The 16,159-nt window shown below is 67.7% G+C and carries 15 protein-coding genes and 3 tRNA genes; 6 read left to right on the top strand and 12 right to left on the bottom strand.

The annotated features are described in order from the left end of the window. Positions 1 to 40 precede the first annotated feature (40 nt). From EOD42_RS08630 to EOD42_RS08620, 3 genes are all read left to right on the top strand, one after another. Complete coding sequence (locus EOD42_RS08630; protein WP_127787077.1) at positions 41 to 1,009, top strand: tripartite tricarboxylate transporter substrate binding protein; 969 nt, start codon at positions 41 to 43, stop codon at positions 1,007 to 1,009. A gap of 71 nt (positions 1,010 to 1,080) precedes the next feature. Then, entirely contained in the window at positions 1,081 to 3,147 is a 2,067-nt protein-coding gene (locus EOD42_RS08625; RefSeq protein WP_127787076.1) for a methyl-accepting chemotaxis protein, read from the top strand. Between the two features lie 25 nt (positions 3,148 to 3,172). After that, on the top strand, positions 3,173 to 4,249 hold the full coding sequence (locus tag EOD42_RS08620; protein WP_240655070.1) for an isocitrate/isopropylmalate dehydrogenase family protein: 1,077 nt from the start codon (positions 3,173 to 3,175) through the stop codon (positions 4,247 to 4,249). Here the strand turns inward: EOD42_RS08620 and EOD42_RS08615 are convergent. From EOD42_RS08615 to EOD42_RS08560, 12 genes are all read right to left on the bottom strand, one after another. Further along, positions 4,239 to 4,508 carry a hypothetical protein gene (locus tag EOD42_RS08615; protein WP_127787075.1) on the bottom strand — a complete coding sequence of 90 codons (270 nt, stop codon included), beginning with the start codon at positions 4,506 to 4,508 and terminating at the stop codon, positions 4,239 to 4,241. The two genes, EOD42_RS08620 and EOD42_RS08615, sit on opposite strands and share 11 nt — an antisense overlap. Before the next feature lie 58 nt (positions 4,509 to 4,566). Beyond that, the gene (locus EOD42_RS08610; RefSeq protein WP_127787074.1) at positions 4,567 to 5,679 is read right to left on the bottom strand and encodes a serine hydrolase domain-containing protein; all 1,113 of its coding nucleotides are present in this window, start codon (positions 5,677 to 5,679) and stop codon (positions 4,567 to 4,569) included. Beyond that, positions 5,679 to 6,632: a tripartite tricarboxylate transporter substrate-binding protein gene (locus tag EOD42_RS08605; protein WP_164867838.1), complete on the bottom strand. Its 954-nt coding sequence runs from the start codon at positions 6,630 to 6,632 to the stop codon at positions 5,679 to 5,681. The genes EOD42_RS08610 and EOD42_RS08605 overlap by 1 nt, the downstream gene beginning before the upstream one ends. A gap of 58 nt (positions 6,633 to 6,690) precedes the next feature. Then, complete coding sequence (gene nusG / locus EOD42_RS08600; protein ID WP_127787072.1) at positions 6,691 to 7,230, bottom strand: transcription termination/antitermination protein NusG; 540 nt, start codon at positions 7,228 to 7,230, stop codon at positions 6,691 to 6,693. 12 nt (positions 7,231 to 7,242) lie between these two features. Next, on the bottom strand, positions 7,243 to 7,434 hold the full coding sequence (secE, locus tag EOD42_RS08595; protein WP_127787071.1) for a preprotein translocase subunit SecE: 192 nt from the start codon (positions 7,432 to 7,434) through the stop codon (positions 7,243 to 7,245). Between the two features lie 82 nt (positions 7,435 to 7,516). Then, positions 7,517 to 7,593: transfer RNA gene (locus EOD42_RS08590), tRNA-Trp, on the bottom strand. Positions 7,594 to 7,646: 53 nt separating this feature from the next. Further along, positions 7,647 to 8,834 carry an elongation factor Tu gene (gene tuf / locus EOD42_RS08585; RefSeq protein WP_127787070.1) on the bottom strand — a complete coding sequence of 396 codons (1,188 nt, stop codon included), beginning with the start codon at positions 8,832 to 8,834 and terminating at the stop codon, positions 7,647 to 7,649. Between the two features lie 68 nt (positions 8,835 to 8,902). Continuing rightward, positions 8,903 to 8,976, bottom strand: a tRNA-Gly gene (locus EOD42_RS08580). A 59-nt stretch (positions 8,977 to 9,035) separates the two neighbouring features. Then, positions 9,036 to 9,118, bottom strand: a tRNA-Tyr gene (locus EOD42_RS08575). 97 nt (positions 9,119 to 9,215) lie between these two features. Next, the gene (chrA, locus tag EOD42_RS08570; protein WP_127787069.1) at positions 9,216 to 10,535 is read right to left on the bottom strand and encodes a chromate efflux transporter; all 1,320 of its coding nucleotides are present in this window, start codon (positions 10,533 to 10,535) and stop codon (positions 9,216 to 9,218) included. A gap of 41 nt (positions 10,536 to 10,576) precedes the next feature. Then, the gene (locus EOD42_RS08565; RefSeq protein WP_127787068.1) at positions 10,577 to 10,867 is read right to left on the bottom strand and encodes a hypothetical protein; all 291 of its coding nucleotides are present in this window, start codon (positions 10,865 to 10,867) and stop codon (positions 10,577 to 10,579) included. Positions 10,868 to 10,933: 66 nt separating this feature from the next. Further along, positions 10,934 to 11,665 (bottom strand): sulfite exporter TauE/SafE family protein, encoded by a 732-nt coding sequence (locus EOD42_RS08560; RefSeq protein ID WP_127787067.1) that lies wholly within the window; start codon positions 11,663 to 11,665, stop codon positions 10,934 to 10,936. Between the two features lie 193 nt (positions 11,666 to 11,858). Between EOD42_RS08560 and EOD42_RS08555 the strand changes: the two genes are divergently transcribed. The 3 genes from EOD42_RS08555 (at position 11,859) to EOD42_RS08545 (ending at position 16,137) form a co-directional block, all read left to right on the top strand. Beyond that, positions 11,859 to 12,533, top strand: coding sequence for a GntR family transcriptional regulator (locus EOD42_RS08555; protein WP_127787066.1), 675 nt, complete (start codon positions 11,859 to 11,861; stop codon positions 12,531 to 12,533). A 360-nt stretch (positions 12,534 to 12,893) separates the two neighbouring features. Continuing rightward, on the top strand, positions 12,894 to 14,738 hold the full coding sequence (locus EOD42_RS08550) for a ribonucleoside-diphosphate reductase subunit alpha (RefSeq protein WP_408902148.1): 1,845 nt from the start codon (positions 12,894 to 12,896) through the stop codon (positions 14,736 to 14,738). Positions 14,739 to 15,102: 364 nt separating this feature from the next. Continuing rightward, positions 15,103 to 16,137, top strand: a complete 1,035-nt coding sequence (locus EOD42_RS08545; protein WP_127787064.1) for a ribonucleotide-diphosphate reductase subunit beta — start codon at positions 15,103 to 15,105, stop codon at positions 16,135 to 16,137. The last annotated feature ends 22 nt before the right edge of the window (positions 16,138 to 16,159 follow it).

Genomic DNA, 16,159 nt, shown 5'->3' with positions numbered 1-16,159 from the left:
GAAAGCCTCAAACCCATAAGAAAATCACAGGGAAACAGCCATGCTCATGAATCGCCGGCGGTTCACGCTCTCAACAATGGCCCTGCCGGGCCTGGCACCCGGCCTGGCCGCCGCCCAGGCCTTTCCGAATCGGCCGATCACCATCCAGATCAGCTTCCCGGCGGGTGGCGCCACGGATGTGCAGATGCGCAGCTTCGCCGAGGCCGCGACGCGCGCCTTCGGCCAGACCGTGATCATCGAGAACCGCCCCGGCGCCGGCGGCACCCTGCCCGCGACCAACATGCGCAACACGCGGCCCGATGGCTATACCCTGGCGCAGTTCGCCCTGCCCGCCATCCGCCTGCCCTTCATGCAGCGCATGGCCTTCAACCCGCGCACCGACTTCACGCCGGTCATCCACCTGACGGGCTATCTGTTCATGGTCTGCGTACGCAATGAGAGCCCCTATCGCAGCTGGGGCGACCTGCTGGCCGACATGCGCCGCCGCCCGGGCGAGGTGAAGCTCGGCAATACAGGCGCCAACGGCACCCCGCACCTGACGCTGATCGAGCTGGCCGAGAAGGAGAATGTGCAGCCCCTGCATGTGCCCTTCCGGGGCGAAGGCGATGCCGTGCCCTCCCTGATCGGCGGGCATATCGATGCCTCCGCCACGGGTTCGGGCGTGCTGCAGATGATCCAGGACGGGCAGCTGCGCGCGCTGAACGTCTGGTCGCGCAACCGCTCCCCCAAGCTGCCGGAGGTGCCGACGCTGGGCGAGCTGGGCTATCGGGACATGGTCGTCACCTCGCCCTATGGCCTCGTCGGGCCGCAGGGGATGGAACCCGCGATCGTGCGCGCCCTGCATGACGGCTTCCGCACCGCGCTGAACGACCCCGCGCATATCGCCACCCTGGCGCGGCTGGACATGCCGCTGGAGTATCTGGACAGCGACAGCTACGCCAGCTTCATCCAGCGCACGGCCGACCAGGAGGAACAGCGCGTGAGGCGGCTCGGCCTCGCCACGGGCTGAACCCGGCCCTGGGAACGGAACGTTAAGCCCGAGCCGTCAGCTTGGCCTCCGGAACCGACCGGAGGCCGTCCATGCGCATATCCACACTTCTGAACTCGCTCGTGCTGGGGCTCAGCCTGTTGGTGGGCGTCTCGGCCAGCTGGATCGCCGTCAGCGCCTGGCAGGAGCAGCGGGCGCTGAACCTTGCCCTGGCGCGGGTGGAGGCGCTGGGCGGGGTGATGCGCATCGGCCAGTTCATGACGCTGGAGCGCGGGGCCTGGAACAACGCCTTCGGCAGCGACCAGGCCATGACCGGTGCGGCGCGCGCGCCCATCGAGACCAGCGGCACCGCGACCGACACCGCCTTCGCGGAGGCCGGGCGCGCCCTGGCCCTCGCCTATCCGGGCGCGGCCAATCCGGTCGAGGCGTCGCTCGCCGCGCTCGGGCGCGTGCGGGCGGCAGCGGCCGCCGCCACGGCCCAGCCGCGCGCCCAGCGCCCCGCCACGGCGCATAACGCCATGGTGGACGGCATGGGCACGGTGCAGGTCCAGCTGAACCAGGCCGCCGACCGCATCGAGCGCGACATCGCGATGGCGGTGCCCCTGCTGTCGGACCAGATTTCCCTGGCGCGCGCCGCCCAGTCGATGCGCGAGGTGAACGGTGCCCGTTCCTCGCTGCTGACGGTGGTGCTGTCGGGCAATGCCTATCCGCGCGACTATCTGTGGCAGATCCAGGAACTGACCGGCCGCGTGGCCGGCATCTGGGACACGATCCGCCAGCGCATCTCGACGCTGGGCGCGCCCGCGCCGCTGGCCGCCGCGCAGCGTGGCCTGGAAGCCAACCTGATGGGCCCGGCAGAGGCACGCTACCGGCAGCTCTGGGCCAGCGCCCGCGAAGGCGAACCCAGCGGGATGAGCTTCGCCGAGTTCCGCCGCTGGACGGTGCCGGTGCTGAACGAGGTGTTCGCCCTGCGTGACACCGCGCTCTCCGAGGGTCTGGGAGTGGCCCATGAACTGATCCGCGAGGCCCGCATCCGCCTGGCCTTCGCCGCCTGCCTGGTGCTGCTGGCCGCCGGCGCCGCCGCCACGGCGCTGCTGCTGGTGCGCCGCCGCGTGCTGCGCCCGCTGTCCCAGATGGGCGGCGCGCTGGGCCGCATCGCCGACGGCGACCTGGCGCTGGAAGTGCCGGGCAGCGAGCGGCGCGACGAGATCGGCGCCATGGCGGGCGCGGTGCGCAGCCTGCGCGACCGCGCGGCGGAAGCCCGCCGGCTGGCCGAGCAGGCCGCCGCGCAGCAGGCCGCGCGCCTGGCGGAGGCCGAGCGCCTGTCCGCCGCCGCCCGCGCCTTCGACAGCGCGGCCGAACGCGAGCTGGCCGTGGTGGACAAGGCCGCGCATGGGCTGATCGCCGCCGCCGGCGCCATGGACAGCGCGGCCGGCCAGGCCGCCGGCATGGCCCATGGCACCGCGAGCGAGGTGGCCGATGCCGCGAACCATGTCGGCACGGCCGCCGCCTCCGTCACCGAGCTCTCGGCCTCCATCCGCGAGATCGCGGCCCGCATGGCAGAGGCTGCCCATGGCGTGCAATCGGCGGCCGAGGACGCCAACCGCTCCTCCGAGGAGGTGCGGGCGCTGGATCAGGCCGCGGGCCGCATCAGCCAGGTGGTGCGGCTGATCGAGGAAATCGCGGGCCAGACCAACCTGCTCGCACTCAACGCCACCATCGAGGCCGCCCGCGCCGGAGAGGCCGGCAAGGGCTTCGCCGTGGTCGCCGGAGAGGTGAAGGCGCTCGCCGCCCAGACCGCCCGCGCCACCCAGGAAATCTCGGGCCAGATCTCCGCGATCCAGGGTGCCACCCAGCATGCCGTGACCTCCATCGGGGGCGTGGCCGAGAGGGTGCAGCAGATCTCGGACATCACCACCCAGGTGGCCGCCGCCGTCGAGGAGCAGCGCGCGGCCACGGCCGAGATCGCCCAGGCGGTGGAGCGGGTGTCCGTCGCCAGCGGCAGCGCGCGCGAGCGCACCGAGAAGCTGGTCTGCGAGACCGACGCCGCGCGGGAAACCGCGGGGCGCCTCGGCGGCATCGCGCATGAGGTGGAAAGCAGCGTGGGCGGGCTGAGGACCGAGGTGCGCCGCTTCCTGGGTGAGCTGCACGCGGCCTAATATCGGGGCTCCAGGAGGAAGCCTCATGAACCGCAACGCCATGCACCTGATCGTCCTGCCCGGGGACGGTATCGGCCCCGAGATCACCGAGGCGACCGTCTCGGTGCTGGAGGCGGTCTCGGACCGCTTCGGCCTCGGCCTCAGGCTGGAGCATGACATCGCGGGGCATGAGAGCCTGAAGCGCCACGGCATCACCGTCCGCCCGGAGCTGCTGGAGAAGGTGCAGGCGGCGGACGGCCTGGTCCTCGGCCCCATGTCCACCTTCGACTACACGGATGAGAGCAAGGGCGGCATCAACCCGTCGATGTTCTTCCGCAAGAAGCTGGACCTGTTCGCCAATGTGCGCCCGGCGCGCACCTATCCGGGCGTGCCCCACCCGGCCGTCGAGCCCTTCGACCTGGTGGTGGTGCGCGAGAACACCGAGGGCTTCTACGCCGACCGCAACATGGAATCGGGCGGCAGCGAGATGCTGGTGACACCCGATGTCTGCGTGTCGATGCGCCGCATTACCCGCGAATGCTGCGCCCGCATCGCGCGGGCCGCCTTCCGGATCGCCGCCACCCGCAGCGGCCGGGTGCATGCCGTGCACAAGGCCAATGTGCTGAAGATCGGCGACGGCATGTTCCTGGAGGAATGCCGCAAGGCCGCGGCCGATTTCCCGGGGGTGACGATGGACGAATACATCGTGGACGCCATGGCCGCCCATCTGGTGCGCGCGCCGGGCAAGTTCGACGTGATCGTCACCACCAACATGTTCGGCGACATCCTGTCGGACCTGACGGCGGAGCTGTCGGGCAGCATCGGGCTCGGCGGTTCGGTCAATGCGGGCACCGGGCACGCGATGGCCCAGGCGGCACATGGCTCCGCTCCGGACATCGCCGGGCAGGACCGCGCCAACCCCTTCTCGCTGATCCTGTCGGCGGCGCAGCTGCTGGGCTGGCACGCGGAGAGACTGGGCAGCGAGGCCTTCGCGGGTGCCGCCCGAGCGATCGAGACCGCCGTGGCGGAGGCGGTTCAGGCCGGTGAGGCCACGGTGGATGTGGGCGGCAGGCTGGGCACGCGCGAGACCGGGCGCGCCGTGGTGCGGCGCCTTACGGCGTAGGCAGGCGCCACATGACGAGGCCGGCCACCGCCGCCGGCAGCAGGAACACCACGGTCAGGATCGGCAGCTCCTGGCCCATGGTATAGCCCGCGCGCGTCACGCCCACCCACATATTGGCCACCGCCAGAACGGCCCAGGCCGGCAGGAAGCAGCGCGCGGCCAGGGCGATGCCCTCGGCACTCGCGCCCCACAGCCAGCCGAACAGCAGGAAGACCGCCAGCAGCAGAAGTCCCGCCGCGATCACCAGGGTCATGTGCATGCAAAGGCTCCGGCCATGTTCCGCCACTGTGACGAAACATGCCCGGTGAAGGAAGTGGTCAGGAAAGGCTCTCGATCAGCGCTGCCTGGAAGGCCTGACGCTCCGCCCGGAAATCCCGCCCATAGGCGGCGGCATAGGGCGGCTGCGGCTGGGCGGAGAGGGTGACGATCACCAGTTCCCGCGCGCGGTTGATGTAGAGCGACTGGCCGGCGAAGCCCACGGCGACCATCGCGCCGTCGCCGTTGATCCACCAGCTGTAGCCATAGCCGGTGGCGCCATAGCTGCTCTGGCCGGGTTCCAGCGTGAAATGCGGGGTGGCGGCTTCCTCCACCCAGCCATCGGGCAGGATGCCGTCGCCGCCACGGCGCACGAACTCACCGAAGCGGCCGAAATCGCGCAGGGTCGCACCCGCCCGGCTGCCGCCGATCTCCTGCCCGCCCTCGGATTCCAGGGTGTAGAAGCCGTCCTGCTCCATGCCCAGCGGCGCCCAGACCTTGCGGCTCATGTAGCCGGCCAGCGTCTCGCCGGTGGCCGCCGTCAGCAGGCAGCCGAGCAGGAAGGTGTCACCCGTGTTGTAGTGGAAGAAGCTGCCCGGCTCATGCTCGGCGGGCAGGCCGCGCAGGATCTCCAGCACGCCCCCTGCCCGCTTCTCGCCCAGGCAGCGGCTGTACTGGTTCACATGGGAATCGCGGTCGGTGTATTCCTCGCTCCAGCCCACGCCGGAGGACATGGTGATCAGGTCCCGCACCGAGACCCGGTCATAGGCGGAACCGCGCACCCCAGGCACGTAATCCGAGATCTTGTCGGCCAGGGTGCCGATATGGCCGTCCCTGATGGCCGCGCCGACCAGGGTGGAGGTCAGCGACTTCACCATGGACATGGAGGACCAGCGGCCGTCCTCACGCAGGCCGAGCCCGTATTGCTCCAGCACCACCTGGCCGCGATGGATGACCAGAAGCCCTGCCACGCAGCCGCGGTCCATATAGTCGCCGACGCCGCCATGGGTGTAGCGCGGCGCGATGCCCGCGCCTCGCGGCAGCGGCGTGACGGAGGGGCCGCGCCGGATGACGCGGGTGGCGAACATGCGGTCCACATTGGCATAGGCGTGGGGCTGCAGCGTGGGCGGCAGCAGAAGGAACTCGCCGCCGGGCGGAAGGTGCTGGTGGGTCATCAGTCGAGCCGGATGTTGAGGGGGGCGGCCACCCGGGTCCATCGCGCCAGGTCATCCTGCAGCATGGCGCCGAAGGCGGCACCGTCGCTGCCATTGACCGTGACGCCGAGGCTGTCGAGCCTCGACTGGAACAGCTCGGCCCGCATGGCGGCCTGGAAGGCCTGGGCGATCTGCGCCACCACGGCCGGCGGCATGCCGGCGGGGCCGGTCAGCCCGGTCCAGATGCTGGCCTCGAAGCCGGGCACGCCGCCCTCGATCAGGGTCGGCGTGTTGGGCAGGGCCGGAAAGCGCGTGCGGGACGTGACGCCCAGCACCTTGAACTGCCGCGCATCGGAGGTCAGCACCGAGGGCACGGAAACGAACATCAGCCTGATGCGCCCCGCCGCGAGATCGTTGAAGGCCGCGGCAGCACCCCGATAGGGCACATGCTCGACATTCAGCCCGGCGCGGGCCTTCAGATCCTCCATGATCAGATGCGTGTTCGTGCCGATGCCGGTGGAGGCATAGGGCAGCGGTTCACGGGCCTCACGCGCCATGCGCAGCAGCCCGGCGATGTCGCTCACCGGCATGTCGGGGGCGGCCAGCAGCGCGACCGGGCTGTCCGACAGGTGCAGGATGGGGGTGAAGCTGGCCAGCGCGTCATAGGGCAGGTTGCGCCCGATGGCCTTGGCGATGGTGGTCTGCCCGGCGGTGGCCAGCAGCAGGGTGGTGCCGTCGGGTGCCGCGCGGGCCACGGCCTCCGCACCCAGCACACCGCCGGCGCCGGCGCGGTTCTCCACCACCACCTGCTGGCCGAGGCCCGGCGCGGCCGCCTGGGCCAGCAGCCGGCCCAGCACATCCTGCGACCCGCCAGGGGCGAAAGGCACGATGAGGCGGATCGGCTTGTCGAAGGCAAGCGCGGGGGTGGCCAAGGGAGAGGCCAAGGAGGCGAGGAGAAGGGAGCGGCGCAGCATGGGCGCCATGGTGGGCGCAATCACGCCCATGAAAAAGGGGCCCGCAGGCCCCTTTCGCTTACGAGAGCTTCTCGACCTGCCCGTATTCCAGGTCGACCGGGGTGGAGCGGCCGAAGATGGAGACGGAGACCTTCAGGCGGCCCTTCTCCTCGTCCACTTCCTCCACCGTGCCGTTGAAGCTGGTGAAGGGGCCGTCGGTGACGCGGATCTGCTCGCCCACCTCGAAGACCACCGCGGGGCGGCGCGGCTTCTCGGCGTCATCCGTCAGCTGCTTGACGATGCGCATCGCCTCGGCCTCGGTGATCGGCGTCGGCTTGTTCTTGGCGCCGAGAAAGCCCGTCACCTTCGGCGTGTCACGCACGAGGTGCCAGGTGTCGTCGGTCATTTCCATCTTCACCAGCACATAGCCGGGGAAGAACTTGCGCTCGGTCTCGGTCTTCTGGCCGCGGCGCACTTCGGTGACCTGCTCCGTGGGGACCAGGATGTCCTCGATCTTGTCGGCGAGGCCCGTCTGATTAGCCTGGTGCTGGATCTGCTCGGCGATCTTCTTCTCGAAGCCCGAGTACACATGCACCACGTACCACTTCTTGTCGGCCACCGTCGGCGCTCCTCAGATACGGAACACGAAGGACATGGCCAGCTGGATCAGCTGGTCCACCACCAGGAAGAACACGGCCGCCAGCGCCGACAGCGCCAGCACGATGCCGGTCGTCACCAGGGTTTCCTTGCGCGACGGCCAGGTGACGCGCGCCGTTTCGGTGCGCACTTCCCGGACAAACTGCGCTGGATCGAACTTCGCCAAGCCAGTACCCTCGTGCTCTCTCAACAATGCGGCGCCGCAGCCTGATCAGGAAGCCTGACCGGGCTGGGCGCCTGCGGAAAAGTGGCAGGGGCGGAGGGTCTCGAACCCCCAACCTCCGGTTTTGGAGACCGGCGCTCTAGCCAATTGAGCTACGCCCCTAGACCCCAGGCAACCGGCGCACCCTAAAGAGGGGCGCGCCGGATGCAAGAGGGTTACTTCGCGATGGAGGCCACCACGCCGGCGCCGACGGTGCGGCCACCTTCGCGGATCGCGAAGCGCAGGCCCTCATCCATCGCGATCGGCGCGATCAGCTGCACGTCCATCGACACGTTGTCACCCGGCATCACCATCTCGACGCCTTCCGGCAGCGTCACCACGCCCGTCACGTCAGTCGTGCGGAAGTAGAACTGCGGACGGTAGTTGGTGAAGAACGGCGTATGACGGCCGCCCTCTTCCTTCGTCAGGATGTACGCCTCGGCCTTGAACTGCGTGTGCGGCGTGATCGAACCCGGCGCCGCCAGAACCTGGCCGCGCTCCACGTCTTCACGCTTCGTGCCGCGCAGCAGCGCGCCGATGTTGTCGCCCGCCTCGCCGCTGTCCAGCAGCTTGCGGAACATCTCAACGCCGGTCACCGTCGTCTTCACCGTGTCCTTCAGGCCCACGATCTCGACTTCCTCGCCCACGCGGATGATGCCGCGCTCGACGCGACCGGTCACCACGGTGCCACGGCCGGAGATCGAGAACACGTCCTCGATCGGCATCAGGAACGGACGGTCCTTCGGACGCTCCGGCTGCGGGATGTAGGCGTCAACCGCCGCCATCAGCTCCAGGATCGCCTGCTCACCGATTTCCGGCTGCTTGTCTTCCAGGGCGCACAGGGCAGAGCCCTTGATCACGGGGATGTCGTCGCCCGGGAACTTGTAGGACGACAGGAGCTCGCGCACCTCCATCTCCACCAGCTCGACCAGGTCGGGGTCCGCCATGTCCATCTTGTTCAGGAACACCACCAGCGCGGGCACGCCCACCTGGCGGGCCAGCAGGATGTGCTCACGCGTCTGGGGCATCGGGCCGTCGGCCGCGGACACCACCAGGATCGCGCCGTCCATCTGCGCCGCACCCGTGATCATGTTCTTCACGTAGTCGGCGTGGCCGGGGCAGTCGACGTGCGCGTAGTGGCGGTTCGCGGTCTCGTACTCGACGTGCGCCGTCGAGATCGTGATGCCGCGGGCGCGCTCTTCCGGCGCCTTGTCGATCTGGTCATACGCCGTGAAGGACGCACCACCGGACTTCGCCAGCACCTTGGTGATCGCCGCCGTCAGCGACGTCTTACCGTGGTCAACATGGCCGATCGTGCCGATGTTGCAGTGCGGCTTGTTCCGCTCGAATTTAGCCTTGGCCATCAGACAGCTCCGTCTGTTACGTCAAGTAACCCTGTTGCAACCCGGCCCACTGGCGCTGCCCTCCCGCGTGGAGCGGGTGACGGGGATCGAACCCGCACAACCAGCTTGGAAGGCTGGGGCTCTACCATTGAGCTACACCCGCGCAGCCCCGCGAGGGACGAGTACGCAAGCTACCTGCTGCCCGAAAACACGAGGCAGATATGGAGGGGGCTGGATTCGAACCAGCGTAGGCGCAAGCCAACGGATTTACAGTCCGTCCCCTTTAGCCACTCGGGCACCCCTCCTCATTGAGGCCGTGGTGTTTCCCAGCAGCAGGTGGGGCGCGTTATGGCTGAATGGCGCGCCCTGTCAACGTGGGGGGCACGAAATCCATGCGCTAAATCACGCAAGACCCGCCAGCCGCGCGGCCAGCCCGAAGCCCGCCGAGAGCGCCAGCACCGGCAGAACCCCGGTTTTCCGCCACAGCAGCGTGAAGGCGGACATGATGGCCAGCGCCAGCGGCAACCATTGCAGGCTGGCGCCCACCGGCCATTCCACGCCCAGGATTCCCGGCCGCAGCTCCGCGAACAGCACCCGCAGCGCGAACCACACCGCCAGATTGCCGATCACCCCCACCACCGCCGCGGTCACGGCGGCCAGCGCGCCCTTCAGGCGCTCCACCCCGTGCAGGCGCTCGACGAAGGGCGCGCCCAGGAAGATCCAGGCGAAGCAGGGCAGGAAAGTGACCCACAGCGTCAGCGCGCTGGCGGCCACGGCCCCGCCATAGCCCCCGCCCAGCCGCAACCCAGCCAGGAAACCCACGAATTGCAGCACCAGGATCAGCGGGCCGGGGGTGGTCTCGGCCAGGCCCAGCCCCGCCAGCATCTCGGGCGCGGTCAGCCAGCGGTAATGCTCCACGGCCTCCTGCGCGACATAGGCCAGGACGGCATAGGCCCCGCCGAAGGTGACGAGCGCCATCTTGGAGAAGAACCAGGCCACGTCCCCGTACACGCCGCCCGATTCGCGCAGCAGCACCACGGGCCAGATCCACATCGCCAGCGCGACCAGACCCGCCCGCCGCGCGCCGGGCGCGAGCCCCGCGATATAGCCCGGATTCGCGGCCAGATGCGTATCCAGCAGGCTGTCGGCCCCCTGCCCCGCCTTGCCGTGCGCCGCCGGCGCGAAGGCCTGCGGGAAGGCCAGCCCCAGCAGCCCCGCCGCCAGCACCACGACCGGAAACGGCACGCCGCCCAGGAACAGCGCCAGGAACGCGGCCAGCGCCGTGCCCCAGGCCACGCCCCCCTTCAGCGCCCGCCGCCCCACCTTCAGCAGGGCCTCGATCACCAGCACCAGCACGGCGGATTTCAGGCCGAGGAACAGCGCCGAGACGACCGGCACATCACCGAAGGCGGCATAGACCAGGCTGAGCGCCAGCAGCACCAGCGCGCCCGGCAGCACGAACAGCAGCCCGGCCGCGACGCCGCCGCGCACGCCATGCATCAGCCAGCCCAGATAGGTGGCGAGCTGCATCGCCTCCGGCCCCGGCAGCAGGGTGCAGAAGTTCAGGGCATGCAGGAATCGGGCGTCGCTGACCCAGCGGCGCTCCTCCACCACCTCACGGTGCATCAGCGCGATCTGGCCGGCGGGGCCGCCGAAGGACAGGCAGCCGATGCGCAGCCAGACGCGGAAGGCCTCGGCGAAGCTGGGCAGGTTCGTGGTCATGGCGCCTCCGTGAAGGCGCCAGTTCTAGCGGAACCGGGCCGTCAGGACACGCCGGGCACGATCTCGGCCGACAGGCGCTCCAGCACGCCGCTCGCGGCCTGGCGCTGGTCAGCCACCGCATAGTTCAGCGAGGCGACGGCGCGCGCCAGGGCCGCGTGGTCCCGCGTCTCCGCGGCCAGCAGCGCATTCACGCGCTTCAGCGCCGCCGTGACCGAGACCACGGCCCCCGTCACGCTGCGCACCAGCGTCAGGGCATCGGTCTCATGCGCGGCGGGCCAGCCGGTGTGCAGGGTGCCGATGGGGAACAGGCCGTCGGGCAGGTGCTGGCTCATGGGAAATCCTCCTGTGCGCCAGTCATGCCGCGACTCGGTAAAGCACCCGTTAATGCGCCGCGCGATTCACCAGAGCAGCGACAGGCCCGAGACCATCAGCAGCACCAGCAGCGAAATCCGGAACAGCTGCGGCGGCATGGCGTGATAGGCCTTGAGGCCGAGCCAACTGCCGAGCACCAGCGCCGGCACCGCCACCGCCAGCATGATCCAGGTCTGCTGCGTGAAGTACCCCTTCACCAGCAGCGTGCCGGTCGCCATGACCTGAAGGCCCGCGATGAAAGGCTGCAGCAGGGCCCGGGCCTCATTCTTGTTCAGCCCCTGGATATCGACCCACAGCGCCATCAGCGGCCCCGAGAATCCGCCGATGCCGCCCAGCACGCCGGAGCCGAAGCCCACGGCCACGTCGATGCTGCGGTTGGCGCGCACCTCGGGCGGCGGCCGGCGCAGGATCAGCCGCGTCAGCATGTAGCCGCTGTAGAGCACGAGCACGACGCCGATGAAGATGACGAGGCCGCGGACACTGCCCGCCCCCAGCAGCCAGACGCCCACCGGGGTTCCGATCAGCCCCGGCACGACATAGCGCCACAGGCGCGGCCAATCGATCGCGTACCACACGGCACGCAGCGTCACGGCCTGCACGCACAGGCTGCAGGCCGGCAGCAGGGGCGCCAGTTCCTGCGGGGTCATGATGTGAAGCAGGACGCCCGCCGCGATCAGGTTCATCGCGAAGCCGGCAACGGCGGAACAGAAGGACGCGCCCAGCATCACGAATGCCAGGGCGATCAACTCGAACGACATGTCAGGAAGGGATCACGATAAAGGCCATCTGGTCTGGGCGCGCGGAGCGTCCGCGCGCCCAGCCAGGGCTGCCTTGCAAGAACGTTTCCTCGTTGCATGGAAGTTCGCATAGTCTTGTATCAGACACAAGTGCTTTTGCAGTGCAAAAATGCTGCTTGATCCCGAAGCCATCCGCCATCAGTGTCCGCGCCCCATGAAGCTGTCCCGTCAACCACTCTATGCCAGGGCCGAAGCCGTGCTGCGCGAGCGCATCGCCGACGGCACATGGCCGCCCGGCATGGCCCTGCCCGCCGAGCCCAGCCTGGCCGAGGAACTGGGCGTTTCCCAGGGGACCCTGCGGCGCGCCCTGGCGGAGCTGGAGCGATCACGCCTGATCGTGAAGGTGCACGGCAAGGGCAGCGTGGTGGCGGTCCATACCTCAGAGCGCGCGCTGTTCCACTTCTTCAGGTTGCGCCGTGCCGATGGCGCCAAGGCGCAGGCGAGCTCCCTGCTCACCTCCATCGAGCATGAGGGAGAGGAAATCGTGATCGAGCGCCTGCGCCTGCTGGACGGCCAGGCCGTGATCCGGGAGCGCATCGTGCTGCCGGCGGAACGCTTCCCCGGCCTGAACCTGCCGGTGAACCGGGAGCTGGAGACGGAGATGTACGTCCATTACCAGCGCGCCCATGGCGTGACCGTCGCCCACGCCGAGGAAAGCATGGGCGCCGAGATCGCGGATGCCGAGACCGCGCGCATCCTGCACCTGCCCGCGGGCACGCCGGTGCTGCGCATCGACCGGCTGGCCTTCGACGTGGCCGAGCATGTGGTCGAGCGGCGCACCTCATGGCTCGACACCCGCGCACATCGTTACGGAATCAGTCTGGCCTGATTCGCCCGGGTGTCGCGAATCCTTCATTCGGATTCGCGATGCCCGCCGGCGCGGGTGCCCCATCCCGGATGGCCCGGATTTCCGCCCTTTCAGCCCTGTGGATAACCGGCGCCGCTGTGGATGGCGGGGATGGCTTGCGACACCCCCCTGCCCCCATCGGCCAGGCCTGTTACGCAATGTGATCGCAGGGTGCTTGAGATCGGGCGGGATAACGCCCTACTAGAACAGGAAGCGAACATCGGCGGTTTGCCGCGGCTTCGCTGACCCCCTCTTCCCACGCAGCATATGGTGGGGCAAACGGTTGGTTCAGACTATATCTTGTGGCGCGAAGGGAAACTCGGCATGTTCAGTGACAGGGGAATGCAGGGGGATGTTACCGTGTTCGATGCCATTCAGCTCCAGGGCCATCACCAGGTCCAGGTGGACCGAAGCCGTGATTCGCTGCTGACCGAATTCGGTAAGGCGACGCTCGACGACCGCTATCTGCTGCCGGGCGAATCCTACCAGGACCTGTTCGCCCGCGTGGCTTCGGCATACGGCGACGACGCGGCCCATTCCCAGCGAATCTATGATTACATCTCTCGCCTGTGGTTCATGCCGGCCACGCCTGTGCTGTCGAACGGGGGTACGACGCGCGGGCTGCCGATCAGCTGCTTCCTGAACGAAGCCAACGACAGCCTCGAATCCATCGTGGGCCTGTGGAACGAGAATGTCTGGCTGGCGTCGAAGGGCGGCGGCATCGGCTCCTACTGGGGCAACCTGCGTTCGCTGGGTGAAAAGGTCGGCCAGAACGGCAAGACCAGCGGCATCGTGCCCTTCATCCGCGTGATGGACAGCCTGACCCTCGCCATCTCCCAGGGCAGCCTGCGCCGCGGGTCGGCCGCCGTGTACCTGCCGGTGCACCACCCCGAGATCGAGGAATTCATCGACATCCGCCGCCCCACCGGCGGCGACCCGAACCGCAAGGCGCTGAACCTGCACCATGGCGTGCTGCTCAGCGACGCCTTCATGCGCGCGGTCGAGGCCGATGAGCCCTGGGCCCTGCTGTCCCCCAAGGACGGCGCCGTGGTGCGCAGCGTCTCCGCTCGTTCCATCTGGATCCGCCTGCTGATGGCGCGCATGGAGCAGGGCGAGCCCTACATCATCTACTCGGATGCCGTGAACAACGCACGCCCCGAGCACCACAAGCTCGCGGGCCTCGAGGTGAAGACCTCCAACCTGTGCTCCGAGATCACGCTGCCGACCGGCACCGATCATCACGGTGAGCAGCGCACGGCCGTCTGCTGCCTGTCCTCGCTCAACCTCGAGACCTGGATGGAGTGGAAGGACGACGAGCAGTTCATCCCGGACGTGATGCGCTTCCTCGACAATGTGCTGCAGAACTTCATCGACACCGCCCCGGACAGCATGGCCAAGGCCCGCTATTCCGCGATGCGCGAGCGTTCGGTCGGCCTCGGCGTGATGGGTTTCCACTCCTTCCTCCAGGGGCTGAACGTTCCCTTCGAGAGCGTGGTCGCGAAGGTGTGGAACAAGAAGATGTTCAAGCACATCCGCGCCCAGGCCGACATTGCGTCGCGCCAGCTGGCCGAGGAGCGCGGCCCCTGCCCCGACGCGGCCGAATACGGCTTCATGGAGCGCTTCTCCAACAAGATGGCGATCGCGCCCACGGCGTCGATCAGCATCATCTGCGGCGGTGCGAGCCCCGGCATCGAGCCGATCGCGGCCAACGTCTATAACCACAAGACGCTGTCCGGCAGCTTCATCGTGCGCAACCCGTATCTGGCGAAGGTGCTGGAGAAGTACGGCCGCAACGACGAGGACACCTGGACCTCCATCACGGTCAACAAGGGCTCGGTCCAGCACCTGGACTTCCTGGATGACCAGGAGCGCGCGGCCTACAAGACCGCATTCGAGCTGGATCAGCGCTGGGTGGTGGAGCATGCGGCCGACCGCACGCCCTATATCTGCCAGAGCCAGTCGGTGAACCTGTTCCTGCCGGCGGATGTGCATAAGCGCGACCTGCACCAGATCCATATGCAGGCATGGAAAAAGGGCGTGAAGTCGCTCTATTACTGCCGCAGCCTGTCGATCCAGCGTGCTGACACGATCAGTGAAAAGGCGCTGGCGGTGGAACTGGTGCCGACGGCCAAATCCGCGCCGGCAAGCAGCAGCACTGATTATGAAGAGTGCCTCGCCTGCCAGTGACGAGTTCTTTTTTGTAAAAAAGAACCAAAAAACTTTTGGCAATTTTATGGGGCGCCAGATCAAGACTGGCGCGCCCTTAAATTCATGAAGTCTTTTTGCTTCTTTTTCTTCAGAAAAAGAAGATTGCTTAATGTGGCCTCCGGCAAGCCGGACCGCCCCCATCATATCCCCGATATCCACAGATTACGCCAAAAACACCACATCTAGTGGTGTTGATGCGTATCAATCACAAAATAAGCCACGCAGGCTCCCGAATCAGCACTGTCCGGGCCATAATCCGAACCAACGCAGGCAGCATGATTCGCGCGCAAGCCGCGCATCCGCGCTACCTACGCATGACGCGTTTCTATCGAGGACGACCGCGATGCCGGATGGCGAAATTCCCGAAAAGATCGACCTGCTGACGGGTAACCCGGTCTACAAGCCGTTCCGCTACCCCTGGGCCTATGATGCCTGGCTGACGCAGCAGCGGGTACATTGGCTGCCGGAAGAAGTGCCGATGGCCGACGACGTGAAGGATTGGCAGAAGAACCTGACCGATTCCGAGCGCAACCTCGTCACCCAGATCTTCCGGTTCTTCACCCAGTCCGACGTCGAGGTGAACAACTGCTACATGAAGCACTACAGCCAGGTCTTCAAACCGACTGAAGTGCTGATGATGCTGTCCGCCTTCTCGAACATCGAGACGATCCACATCGCGGCCTATTCGCATCTGCTCGACACCATCGGCATGCCCGAGGTCGAATACACCGCCTTCCTCAAGTACAAGGAGATGAAGGACAAGTTCGACTACATGCAGTCCTTCACGGTGGATTCGAAGAAGGAAATCGCCAAGACCTTGGCGGCCTTCGGCGCCTTCACCGAAGGGCTGCAGCTGTTCGCTTCCTTCGCCATCCTGTTGAACTTCCCGCGCTTCAACAAGATGAAGGGCATGGGCCAGATCGTGACGTGGTCGGTGCGCGACGAGACGCTGCACTGCCTGTCCATCATCCGCCTGTTCCGCACCTTCGTGCAGGAAAACCCGGAGATCTGGACGCAGGAACTGCAGGACGAGATCACCGAGATCTGCGCCACCATCGTGGAGCACGAGGATTCCTTCATCGACCTGGCCTTCGAGCTGGGCGGCGTGCAGGGTCTGGATGGCGCGCAGACCAAGGAATACATCCGCTTCATCGCGGATCGCCGCCTGCAGCAGCTGGGCCTCCAGCCGCTCTACAACATCGAGAAGAACCCCCTGCCCTGGCTGGATGAGATCCTGAACGCCGTGGAGCACACGAACTTCTTCGAGAACCGCTCGACCGAATACTCCAAGGCGAGCACCGGCGGCACCTGGGAAGAAGCCTTCGCGGACAGCGTGTTCGCGGACACCCAGCCCGAAGGCGAGATCACGCTGCGATAGGCACGAAAAAGGCGCCCGACCC

This window comes from Rhodovarius crocodyli, assembly GCF_004005855.1.
GTDB lineage: Bacteria > Pseudomonadota > Alphaproteobacteria > Acetobacterales > Acetobacteraceae > Rhodovarius > Rhodovarius crocodyli.
Note: the sequence above shows the minus strand (reverse complement) of the source record. Positions and strands in the feature narration are given on the sequence as shown.